Origin of the sequence: Citrobacter sp. S55_ASV_140 (genome assembly GCF_018919505.1) — a bacterium.
Taxonomy (GTDB): domain Bacteria; phylum Pseudomonadota; class Gammaproteobacteria; order Enterobacterales; family Enterobacteriaceae; genus Citrobacter; species Citrobacter werkmanii.
In genome coordinates, this window is sequence record NZ_JAHLQZ010000142.1 from 1 (window position 1) to 11165 (window position 11165).

General features: G+C 56.5%; 10 protein-coding genes. 3 read left to right on the forward strand and 7 right to left on the reverse strand.

Annotation, left to right across the window (positions count from 1 at the left end; translation table 11 throughout):
• On the reverse strand, positions 1 to 838 hold an 838-nt coding region (locus KQJ18_RS17540), incomplete at its 3' end, for a molybdopterin-dependent oxidoreductase (protein WP_216422389.1).
• Between the two features lie 288 nt (positions 839 to 1126).
• On the opposite strand from KQJ18_RS17540, the gene KQJ18_RS17545 reads away from it, so the two are divergent.
• Positions 1127 to 1858 (forward strand): response regulator transcription factor, encoded by a 732-nt coding sequence (locus KQJ18_RS17545; RefSeq protein ID WP_042312951.1) that lies wholly within the window; start codon positions 1127 to 1129, stop codon positions 1856 to 1858.
• Positions 1859 to 2036: 178 nt separating this feature from the next.
• Here KQJ18_RS17545 and KQJ18_RS17550 read toward each other — a convergent pair whose 3' ends face one another.
• The 6 genes from KQJ18_RS17550 to KQJ18_RS17575 form a co-directional block, all read right to left on the reverse strand.
• Positions 2037 to 3041, reverse strand: a complete 1005-nt coding sequence (locus KQJ18_RS17550; protein ID WP_087856527.1) for a carbohydrate kinase family protein — start codon at positions 3039 to 3041, stop codon at positions 2037 to 2039.
• Entirely contained in the window at positions 3038 to 3898 is an 861-nt protein-coding gene (locus KQJ18_RS17555; RefSeq protein WP_110496213.1) for a ketose 1,6-bisphosphate aldolase, read from the reverse strand. Before KQJ18_RS17555 ends, KQJ18_RS17550 begins: the two co-directional genes overlap by 4 nt.
• A 14-nt stretch (positions 3899 to 3912) precedes the next feature.
• Positions 3913 to 4596 (reverse strand): D-lyxose/D-mannose family sugar isomerase, encoded by a 684-nt coding sequence (locus KQJ18_RS17560; protein ID WP_087856526.1) that lies wholly within the window; start codon positions 4594 to 4596, stop codon positions 3913 to 3915.
• A gap of 118 nt (positions 4597 to 4714) precedes the next feature.
• On the reverse strand, positions 4715 to 5656 hold the full coding sequence (locus KQJ18_RS17565; protein WP_042312943.1) for an ABC transporter substrate-binding protein: 942 nt from the start codon (positions 5654 to 5656) through the stop codon (positions 4715 to 4717).
• A gap of 88 nt (positions 5657 to 5744) precedes the next feature.
• On the reverse strand, positions 5745 to 6740 hold the full coding sequence (locus tag KQJ18_RS17570) for a ribose ABC transporter permease (protein WP_038636347.1): 996 nt from the start codon (positions 6738 to 6740) through the stop codon (positions 5745 to 5747).
• Positions 6733 to 8256 carry a sugar ABC transporter ATP-binding protein gene (locus KQJ18_RS17575; protein WP_038636350.1) on the reverse strand — a complete coding sequence of 508 codons (1524 nt, stop codon included), beginning with the start codon at positions 8254 to 8256 and terminating at the stop codon, positions 6733 to 6735. Before KQJ18_RS17575 ends, KQJ18_RS17570 begins: the two co-directional genes overlap by 8 nt.
• A gap of 114 nt (positions 8257 to 8370) precedes the next feature.
• On the opposite strand from KQJ18_RS17575, the gene KQJ18_RS17580 reads away from it, so the two are divergent.
• Together KQJ18_RS17580 and yjdP are read left to right on the forward strand one after the other, a co-directional pair.
• Complete coding sequence (locus tag KQJ18_RS17580; protein WP_216422390.1) at positions 8371 to 10635, forward strand: hybrid sensor histidine kinase/response regulator; 2265 nt, start codon at positions 8371 to 8373, stop codon at positions 10633 to 10635.
• Between the two features lie 69 nt (positions 10636 to 10704).
• Complete coding sequence (gene yjdP, locus KQJ18_RS17585) at positions 10705 to 11034, forward strand: DDRRRQL repeat protein YjdP (protein ID WP_069325126.1); 330 nt, start codon at positions 10705 to 10707, stop codon at positions 11032 to 11034.
• The last annotated feature ends 131 nt before the right edge of the window (positions 11035 to 11165 follow it).

Below are 11165 nucleotides of genomic sequence, written 5' to 3' on the forward strand. Positions count from 1 at the left end.
GACGAATATCGTGCGCGCTAACGCCCGTGATATCTTCGACGGACTCCGGCGTATAGCCTTCGACAATCTTGCTGTACTCTTCGAATCCTTCTGTACGGGAGGCGACGAACGCCTGGTCGTACAGTTTTTCTTCGATGATGACATGCCCCATGGCGTTGAGCAGCGCGATGTTCGAGCCGTTTTTCAACGCAATGTGCATGTCGGCAATACGCGCGGTTTCAATTTTGCGCGGATCGCAGACGATAATTTTCGCCCCGTTACGTTTAGCGTTAATCACGTGATTCGCCACGATCGGGTGGGAATCCGCCGGGTTATACCCGAAGATGAACACTAAATCCGTGTTATCAATTTCATTGATAGCATTACTCATTGCGCCGTTACCGACCGATTGGTGCAGACCTGCAACCGAAGGGCCGTGTCAGACGCGAGCGCAGCAGTCGACGTTATTGGTACCAATAACGGCGCGCGCGAATTTTTGCATTACATAGTTGGTTTCGTTACCTGTACCGCGAGATGAACCGGTCGTCTGAATAGCGTCCGGGCCGTACTTCGCTTTGATGGCGCTCAGGCGATCGGCGACGTAATTCAGCGCTTCATCCCAGGAAACAGATTCCAGTTTGCCGCCACGCTGGCGACGGATCATTGGGGTTTTCAGACGAGGGGTCAGTATCTGGGTATCATTAATAAAATCCCAGCCATAGTAGCCCTTCAGACACAGGGTACCCTGGTTGGTTTTCCCCTGCGCCGCCTCAGCCCGGACGATTTTGCCGTTATCGACCACCAGGTTGATTTTGCAACCTGATGCGCAATATGGGCAAACCGTGACGACTTTTTTCATCGGTCTCGCTCCAGTTAATCAAATCGCGCATACGCGCTTGTCGCTTTGCTTATGCATCTTTTATGCCATGTTTTTTTCAGGGGCATTAGTCGATATTACGGGCGATTTTTGGTCAAAACTCTGACGAAAAACAGGCTGTCGTCATATTTGACGTGACGAATCTCCAATACGTGACGGTCCGGCAGTGTGACCGAGGTTATGTTTCCCGCATATCCTTGTGCCTTATCGCTGTCACTCTGTGCAGAATCAATCACACTCATTTAAGTTGGCCAGAAATGGGGAAAAACAATGAAGCCAGCCATACTGGTTGTGGATGATGACGAGGCTGTCTGCACGCTATTACAGGATGTGCTGAGCGAGCACGTCTTTGCAGTGAGCGCGTGCCATAGCGGACAGGAGGCGCTGCGCTGCATTGAGACTCAGCCGGATATCGCTCTGGTATTGCTGGACATGATGTTGCCCGATATCAACGGTCTGATGGTGCTGCAGCAGGTGCAAAAGATGAGGCCCGGATTACCGGTAGTCATGCTGACGGGCTTAGGTAGTGAGTCGGATGTGGTGGTCGGGCTGGAAATGGGCGCTGACGACTATATTGGGAAACCGTTCAATGCGCGGGTGCTGGTGGCACGGGTAAAGGCGGTGCTCAGACGCGTGGGCGTGTTGACGCCTGAAAGCGGCAGCCCGCAAACCACGGGGCTTTCCTTTAATGGCTGGCATCTGGATACCGCCGGTTGCCAGTTACATAATCCTCAGCAACTGAAGGTGGAACTGACGCAGGGTGAGTACAGCCTGCTGCTGGCGCTGGCGCAAAACGCTCGTCGGGTGCTCAGCCGCGAGCAATTGCTGGAACTGACGCGCAGCGACAGCGTTGAGGTATTTGATCGCACCATTGATGTGTTAATCATGCGGCTGCGGCGCAAAATAGAGAACAACCCGCACCAGCCAATGCTGATCAAAACCCTGCGTGGGCTGGGCTATGTGTTTGCCGCCGATGTGCAGCATCACGATAAGGCGGCGTGAGCGTGCGCAGTTGCCCGATGCGGCGTAAACGCCTTATCCAGCCTACAAAAGCGATAACAACGCCGTAGGCTTGATAAGCGCAGCGCATCAGGCATCAGCAGTTGCCGGATGCGGCGTAAACGCCTTATCCGGCCTACAAAAGCGATAACGGCCCCGTAGGCCAGATAAGCGCAGCGCATCAGGCATCAGCCATAGTCGCTTTTAACTCTGCCAGCGTTTTCGCGCCATCTATCGCGTTGGCGCACAGCAGGCTTGCGCGCGCACAGGCGTGTGCCAGTCTGATGCTGTCTGCCAGCGACCAGCGCTCATGACAGCCATACAAAAATCCGGCGCAAAACGCATCTCCTGCGCCGACGCTGCCGACAATCTCTTCTTGCGCCAGTAACTGTGACGGTATCCAGATGCCGGCTCGATCCGGTTCTTCACCCCAGGCACCTTCCGGACAGTGAATCACCACCCGCTGGCGCACGCCTGCATCCAGCAGTTCGCGCGCGGCGGTAGCGATATGGGGAATATGCAGCTCGCCGTTGGGCTGGCGAATCTCCAGCCCGCTGAACTCTCCGGCCTCCAGCTCGTTAATCACCAGATAGTCGAGATGGCGCAGGGCCGGCATCACCAGGGGCTGGTAGCGCGGGTCGCCCTTACGCGATACCAGATCCAGGGACGTTTCAAAGCCGTTGTCGCGCATTTGCGCCAGCAGCCGTGCGCTACGCGTCCCGTACTCCTCATCCGGCATGTCCAGACTGTCGAGCAGCAGCAGATAGCCAAGATGGAAGATTTTCATCGAGGTATCCAGTTGCTCAAAGGCGGGTAAATCCAGTAGTCGATTGGCGCCGGGCGAGTGAAAAAAGGTTCGCTGCCCGCTGGGGTCGGTCATCACCTGCGACATCGACGTGGGGGCGAATGTGGTGCGCTGCACATGCTGGCGATTAACGTGATACTGCTCCAGCATCGCCATGATGTAGTCGCCGTCGCTGTCCTGACCGATTAACCCCACCGCCTGCAGCGGCAATCCGGTGTGCATTTTCGCCAGCGTCAGCAGCACGTTCAGCGGCGCACCACCCGTGGCGCGTTCGCTTCGAGTGATTTCCGCCAGCCAGCCGCGTTCCGGCCATTGCACAATTTGATGGACATGATCGACCAGCATGTTGCCTGCGGCGATAACGCCTTTGCGTTCCATCAGACCTGCCCCGCGCTGCCAAAAATGCGCATTTGTTCTGAAACGGTATCGGTAATGGCCTCTTCAATAGCCAGCAGCAGTTCGGCAAACTCGTCGTACAGCGGCTGGCGATTGGCCATCCGTGACTCTACTGCTGTCAGCGCCGCCTGCGACATGCCGGTGTAGAAGTTGATTTTGTGAATACCGAGTTCAATTGCGCGCTTGAAATCGTCATTGCTGATGCCGGAGCCGCCGTGCAGTACCAGCGGGATCGCCGCCTGCTGGCGAATAGCGTCCAGACGCGGGAAGTCGAGCACCGGTTCGCCTTTATATTTGCCGTGCGCATTGCCAATGGCGACCGCCAGCGCGTCAATTCCGGTTCTGTCGACGAAATCACGCGCCATCATCGGGTCGGTAAACAACGATTCGTCAGCATGACCGTACAGCGCGCCGCCTTCATCGCCACCCACTGCGCCCAGTTCGGCTTCCACCGAGACGCCGATGGCGTGGCACATCTTCACCACTTCGCGGGTCTGGCGGATATTTTCTTCATACTCCAGCGTGGAGCCATCGAACATCACTGAACTGAAACCTAAGCGTAGCGCCCGCACCACTGACTCAAAGTGCAGGCCGTGGTCAAGGTTCAGCACCACCGGAATGTCGTGCCTGGCGGCTTCAAATTTGACCGCTTCGACCAGAGAATCCAGCGAGATATATTTAAAATGTACTTCGGCGATGTTGATAATAAACGGCGAACGTTCTTGTTTAGCCGCGGCAAACAGGGCGCGCAGGAAATGCGAGTCCAGAACGTTAAATGCGCCTAAAGCATAGCGGTGCTCACGGGCATGGGCGAGGCCATCGGCGAGAGATATCAACGGCATAATGCGCTCCTTGGTTAGCGGAACAAGCGATATTCGTTACACAGCACCAGCTGCGCCGGTTCATCTTCTTCAATGTCGTTATAACGGGTGATAGGTTGCAGAAAATGGTTATCGTGGTCGTCGTCATTAACAGATGAGACCTCGCCAACCAGCACGTCGCCAAAACCTTTTTCCGCCCAGAAGCTGTGATACAGGCCCGGCGGCAGGCAGATGCTCTCCCCCGGCGTCAGGCGTAGTTGGCTGCCCGCGGCATGGGTTTGCCGACAGCCATCAATCACCACGTTCACGTCGCTATCCTCTGTTTGCTCCCGGAGCCCCGCATTCCACAGTTCCACAATTAAATTACCGCCGCCACGATTGATAATGTCTTCGCGTTTGCGCCAGTGAAAATGCATCGGCGTGACCTGCGCCTCGCGAACATGCATGATTTTCTCGGCGTAGCATTTCTCGTAAGGCATACCTTTCGGCGAGCCATTACGCAGGGTGAACAGCGTTAACCCTTGCGCGGCGAAATTGTTGCCGCCAAATGCGGTGACATCCCAACCGAGCTTAAGGTCGAAAACTTCGCTCCAGGCAGAGGCATCAAGCCTGCGCCATTGGGTCGGCGGGAAACTGGCGAAAGGGGGGAGGTGCACGTCGTGCAGAGAAAAAAACTGGCGCGTGTGGCCAAGGATTTCGTTTATTGCGGAGCGTTTCATCGCAGAATTCTCCTTAGAATAATGCCGGATGGCGCTGCGCTTCTCCGGCCTACAAATTGATACCGATCTTGTAGGCCGGAGAAGGCATTTTGCCGCTATCCGGCGTTGCTGTGGCGGGTTATTTCACCGTCCAACCTTTATAATTGGCAACGTTGTTTTTATCGATCATTGTTACCGGGATCAGCACGGGCTCTTTTGGGGCGGGTTTCCCCTGCAGTATGTCATAGCCGATTTCGACCGCTTTGGCAGCCATCACCTGCGGATCTTGTGCTGGCGTCGCCACAAATAATGAGTTTTCGCGCTTCAGCGCCTCTTCACCGTCTGGCGATCCGTCGACGCCGACAATAAAGAATTCGTTACGCTGCGCCTGTTTTGCCGCCAGATCGGCACCGATCGCCGTGGGATCGTTAATGGCGAATACACCGTCGATCTTCGGATTTGCCGCCAGCAGCGCGGTCATGATCTCCAGCCCGCCCTCGCGGCTGCCTTTGGCGTTTTGGTTATACGACAGCACTTTGATGTCCGGATGGCGTTTGAACTCGGTCTGGCAACCTTCCACACGGTTCTGGACGGCGGAAACCGGCGGTCCGTTGATGATGACGACGTTGCCTTTCCCTTTCAGACGGTCGGTAATGTATTTGCAGGCCATTTCACCCGCCTGAGTGTTATCGGAGGTGATGGTCGCGTCTGCGCCTTCCGCCGCCACGTCAACGGCTACCACCACAATCCCGGCGTCTTTCGCGCGTTTTACCGCCGGACCGATGCCTTTGGAGTCCGCGGCGTTAAGGATGATCATGTCGACTTTGGCGGCAATAAAGTTGTCGATCTGCGACACCTGTTGCCCGAGATCGTAGCCGCTGGAGACCAGCGTCACTTTGACGCTATCACCCGCCAGCTTGCGTGCTTCCAGCTCCGCGCCTTTGGTTATTTGCACGAAGAATGGGTTCGCCAGGTCGCCCACCGTAACGCCGATCGATTTCAGTTCTTTTGCCTGCACAAACGGAGCTGCAGCAAGCAGTGCGCCAGCACAGAGCGCGGTCACTAATGGCTTCAAACGCATACTCGTTTCCTCACGTAGGGTATTGTTGTTATACGCCTGATGGCGCTGCGCTTATCAGGCCTGCGAAGGGGTAGGCCAGTAAGCTTGTCTATGCACTTTGATGATGTCGGGTACGGTATTTGTCGATCAGCACCGCTATGATGATCACCGCCCCTTTGATCACCAGTTGCCAGAAATAGGAGACGCCCATCAGCGTCATGCCGTTGTTGAGCGTAGCGATGATCAGCGCCCCCACCAGCGTGCCGGTGATGGTGCCGATCCCGCCGACAAAGCTGGTGCCGCCGAGGATCACCGCCGCGATGGCGTCCAGCTCGTAACCCATACCTAAGTTGCCGTTGGCGCTGTACAGCCGCGAGGCGCTCATCACCCCGCCCAGACCTGAAAGCAAACCGCTGATGCCGTAGACGAACAGCAGCACCAGCCATACTTTGATCCCGGTTAAGCGTGCGGCCTGCATGTTGCCGCCGACCGCGTAGATATGAACGCCGAGCGTGGTGCGGCGCAGAATAAACCAGCACACCACCACCACCGCTAACGCAATGACTACCAGCCACGGAACCGGGCCGAGATAGTTGTTGCCGATCCATTCAAAGCTGATGTTGGAGTTAATCACCGTGGTGCCATCGGCCAACAGATAGGCCGCGCCGCGCAGCGCGGTATAGGTTCCAAGCGTGACGATAAACGGCGGAAGCCCGGCAAAAGCCACCAGCGCACCGTTAAACAGCCCCAGCACCAGGCCGAGCATCAGCGCCGCCGGAATCGACAGCATGGCAAACTCAGGAATAAGAGAAACGACCATCGCCGCAACGGCGGTGGTGCCGAGAATCGAGCCAACTGAGAGATCGATCCCGCCGGTCAAAATGATGAAGGTCATGCCAGCCGCCAGCACGATGTTGATCGAGGCCTGGCGGGTAATATTCAGCAGGTTGCTTTCGGTGAAAAAGTTGGGCGCGATAAAGCCAAATACCGCCACAATCAGGATCAAAATCGGCAAGATACCGACTGTTTGCATCAGATCGCTCATCAGCATCTTTTTTGCGGTGGTGGATTTCGCCACCTGCTGGGGAGTGGTTGGATTATTCATGGGACACCGCCTGATGATGGGAGTCGTTCACGCCGGTCGCCAGCGTCATAATATTTTCCTGGGTAATACTCTGTCCGTTCAGCTCGCCGGCAATGCTGCCTTCGCGCATGACGTACACGCGATCGCTCATGCCAACGACTTCCGGCAATTCGCTGGAGATCATCAGGATCGCCACGCCTTTGCGCGCCATGTCGTTCATGATCCGGTAGATCTCGCTTTTCGCGCCAACGTCTACCCCGCGCGTGGGTTCATCGAGGATCAAAATGCGTGGGCCGATCGCCACCCAGCGCGAGATCAACAATTTTTGCTGATTACCGCCGGACAGCCCACCTGCGCGTACCTGCGCGTGCGGAACGCGAATGTTGAGCAGTTTGATAGCGTCATCGGAAATGGCCTGCGCCTTTTTACGATCGAGCATGCCCCAGTTGGCATCGCGCTCCAGCGTCGCCATCGTGATGTTCTCTGCTGCCGCCAGTTCTAAAAACAGCCCCTGTTCTTTGCGGTTCTCGGTCAGAAAGCCGATGCCGTGATCAATCGCCTCGCGCGGGGAGTGGATCACCACCGGTTCACCGTCTACTTCAATCATGCCGCCGACGGCTTTACGCACGCCAAAAATCAGTTGCGCCAGTTCGGAGCGCCCGGCGCCAACTAACCCGGCGAGGCCGACGATCTCCCCGGAGCGCACCAACAAGCTGCACGGCTGGACTTTATGACCGTCGGTCAGGTGGTGGACGTTGAGGCGCGCTTTACCTAAGGGAATATCGCGCTCTTTGTTGAACAGATCGCTTAGCGGACGGCCCACCATCATGCGCACCAGTTCAGGGGCGTTGAGCTTGTCGCGGGTCAGGCTACCGACGTATTGCCCGTCGCGCAGGACGCTGACGCGATCGGAAAGTTCGTACACTTCGGCCATGCGGTGGCTGATGTAAATAATCGCCATCCCTTCATCGCGCAGGCGCATGATCAGTTCGAACAGGCGGTGGGTTTCACGTGAGGAGAGGGCGGCGGTGGGTTCATCCATCACCAGAATGCGGCTGTTACGGTGCAGAGCGCGGGCGATTTCCACCTGCTGCTGTTCGGCGATGGTCAACGTCATCACGCGATCGCTGGCCTTAAACTGGGCGCCGAGTCGGTCGATGACTTTCTGCGACTGCAGCACCATCTCTTTACGCTGGACCAGACCGCCGCGCGACAGCTCGCTGCCAAGAAAGATATTTTCCGCCACCGTCAGGTTGGGCGCCAGCTGCATCTCCTGGTAAATCAGCGTGATGCCCGCGCTGAGCGCATCTTTTGGCCCACGAATGTGGAACGGCTGACCATCAATCAGGATCTCGCCGCTGGTGGCGGTGTAGGCGCCCGCGAGGATTTTCATCAGCGTGCTTTTCCCCGCGCCATTCTCGCCCATCAGGGCATGAATCTCCCCCGGCCAGACGGTTAAATCGACCCCTTTCAGCGCGTAAAATTTGCCAAACGCTTTGGCAATGTTGCGCATCTCCAGAACCGGTGTCCTGCTCATAGCGGATCTCCTGTGGGGTGGCCGATATCAGCAGTCCATCACAGGAATGTAAATGCAAAATGTCAGAAGCCGTTCATATTTGTCATATTGCGATTTTTCTTCACGGAGCGTGATATGCCGCAACCGGGACGTCACTTTTTCGCCAGTGCGCGCGGACGATTACTGTTCTTCAATCTGCTGGTGGTGGCGGTTACGCTGATGGTGAGCGGCGTGGCGGTGCTGGGGTTTCAGCATGCCAGTCAAATTCAGGAGCAGGTACAGCAGCAAACCGTTGATGACATGACCGGCAGCATGAACCTGGCGCGTGATACGGCGAACGTAGCAACGGCGGCGGTGCGACTGTCGCAGGTGGTCGGCGCGCTGGAATACAAAGGTGAAGCGGAGCGGTTGCAGGAGACCCAGCGGGCGCTGAAGCATTCGCTGCAACAACTGGCTGGCGCCCCGCTGGCGCAGCAGGAGCCGGTGCTGGTCGAGCGTATTATCCAGCGCAGCAATGAGTTACAAAGCAGTGTGGAAGGTATGTTGCAGCGCGGACAGCGGCGGCATCTGGAACGTAACGCGCTGCTCAGTTCGCTGTATCAGAATCAAAGCTATTTGCGCCATCTGCAAACGCTTACCGGCGCGCAGGATGACATGCTGCTGGGGCAAATAGACCGCTTGATCGTTGCCGCCATTGAGACTCCCACGCCGCGATCGGTAGTGAAACAACTCGACAGCGTGATGACCGCGCTGCCTTTACATCACTCCAGCCCGTTGATAAGCAGAATCCTCAACGATTTCAATCAGGAACTGCATAAGCTGGAGCCGCTTTCTTCCGCGCTGGAGCAGAGCGATCTGGCGATCAACTGGTATATGTTTCATATCAAAGCGCTGGTGGCGATCCTTAATAGCGATATCAATCAATATGCCTCGCAGGTGGCGATGATTTCTGAGCAGCGGGTGGCGCAAAGCCATCAGGAACTGCAATCCGGCGCGTTGTTTATTATGGTGTTTGCGTTGCTGGCCCTAGTGATTACCGGTTTTGCCGGTTGGTATATCTATCGCAACCTCGGCTCTAACCTGACGGCAATTTCGCAGGCGATGACCCGGCTGGCGCACGGTGAATCGGACGTCAGCGTTCCGGCCCTGCAGCGGCGCGATGAGTTGGGCGAACTGGCCCGCGCTTTTAGTGTCTTTGCCCGTAACACCGCTTCGCTGGAGCACACCACCCGATTACTCAAAGAAAAAACCAGCCAAATGGAAATCGACCGCACCGAGCGCCAGGAACTGGAAGAGGCGCTGCTGCACAGCCAAAAGCTGAAGGCGGTGGGGCAACTGACGGGCGGATTAGCGCATGATTTCAATAACCTGCTGGCGGTGATTATTGGCAGTCTGGATCTGGTGGACCCAGACTCACCCGATGCGCCGCGGGTCAATCGGGCGCTTAAAGCCGCCGAGCGCGGGGCGCTACTTACCCAGCGGCTGCTGGCCTTTTCGCGCAAGCAATCTTTGCATCCCCACGCGGTGGAGCTGAAAACGCTGCTGGAAAACCTGGGCGAACTGATGCGTCATTCGCTCCCGGCCACGCTGACGCTGGAGATTGAAGCCCAGTCTCCCGCCTGGCCCGCGTGGATTGACGTCAGCCAACTGGAAAATGCCATTATCAATCTGGTGATGAACGCCCGTGACGCCATGGACGGGCAGGCGGGCACGATTAAAATCCGTACCTGGAACCAGCGGGTCACGCGCAGCGATGGGCGTAAGCAGGATATGGTGATGTTGGAGGTCGCCGACCAGGGCTGCGGGATGTCGCAGGAGGTGAAAGCTCAGGTCTTTGAACCGTTTTTCACCACCAAACAGACCGGCAGCGGCAGCGGGCTGGGGTTATCAATGGTCTACGGCTTTGTACGTCAGTCCGGTGGACGTGTGGAGATTGAAAGCGCTCCCGGGCAGGGAACGACGGTCAGGTTGCAGCTTCCTCGCGCCGTAGTGCCGGTACTGGCTGAGGCAGAACCGATAGCGGAACACGCGGCTAATAGTGGCGAAAAACTGGTGCTGGTGCTTGAGGACGAGGCTGATGTGCGCCAGACGTTGTGTGAGCAATTACACCTGCTGGGCTACCTGACATTAGAAGCCGCCAACGGGGAACAGGCGATGCATATGCTGGCGGCTTCATCCGAGATTGATATTTTTATCAGCGACGTCATGCTGCCCGGTGGTTTAAGCGGCGTGGATGTGGTTAATCATGCCCAGGCACATTATCCGCAGCTGAATATCCTGCTGATGAGCGGTCAGGATTTGCGTCCGGCCCATAACCCGGCGCTGCCGGATGTGGCGTTATTGCGTAAACCCTTTACCCGCACAGAACTGGCGCAAGCGCTGCGGCATTCGCGTAATTGAGATTCCTCCGCTACCCGCGCAAATTCGCTTTGATTACCGTGGGGCGAGTTTCTCGATGAGGCTGGTTTTATGCAACGCTCCGCGACATTCTTACTTTTCTCTCTGCTGATGATGACCACCGTTTCGGCGCAGGCGGATATTATCGATGATGCCATCGGCAATATTCAGCAGGCGATTAACGACGCATACAAACCGGACAACGGGCGGGATTATGATGACGCTCGTGATGAAAGCTGGCAGCGTCAGATGAGTGACGATCGGCGCAGGCAGTATGATAATCGCCGTCGCCAGTTTGAAGACCGACGTCGCCAACTGGATGACCGTCAGCGTCAGCTTGATCAGGAACGGCGTCAGTTAGAAGACGAAGAACGCAGAATGGAAGAGGATTACGATCGTTAGCATCTAACTCCCCAATATGCGTGATAATTTTACTTCCGGTATGAAAGTTACCATTGAGCCCAACACACCAACTTAATGTTAATCAATGCACTTGAGCACAGTGCGTCTATGCACTACAATCTCTTTATGCT

Excerpts from the sequence above, each read along its gene's own strand:
- KQJ18_RS17545 (WP_042312951.1), top strand. The coding sequence starts at position 1,127 with ATGAAGCCAGCCATACTGGTTGTGGATGATGACGAGGCTGTCTGCACG.
- KQJ18_RS17555 (WP_110496213.1), bottom strand. The coding sequence starts at position 3,898 with ATGCCGTTGATATCTCTCGCCGATGGCCTCGCCCATGCCCGTGAGCAC.
- KQJ18_RS17560 (WP_087856526.1), bottom strand. The coding sequence starts at position 4,596 with ATGAAACGCTCCGCAATAAACGAAATCCTTGGCCACACGCGCCAGTTT.
- KQJ18_RS17565 (WP_042312943.1), bottom strand. The coding sequence starts at position 5,656 with ATGCGTTTGAAGCCATTAGTGACCGCGCTCTGTGCTGGCGCACTGCTT.
- KQJ18_RS17570 (WP_038636347.1), bottom strand. The coding sequence starts at position 6,740 with ATGAATAATCCAACCACTCCCCAGCAGGTGGCGAAATCCACCACCGCA.
- KQJ18_RS17575 (WP_038636350.1), bottom strand. The coding sequence starts at position 8,256 with ATGAGCAGGACACCGGTTCTGGAGATGCGCAACATTGCCAAAGCGTTT.
- KQJ18_RS17580 (WP_216422390.1), top strand. The coding sequence starts at position 8,371 with ATGCCGCAACCGGGACGTCACTTTTTCGCCAGTGCGCGCGGACGATTA.
- yjdP (WP_069325126.1), top strand. The coding sequence starts at position 10,705 with ATGCAACGCTCCGCGACATTCTTACTTTTCTCTCTGCTGATGATGACC.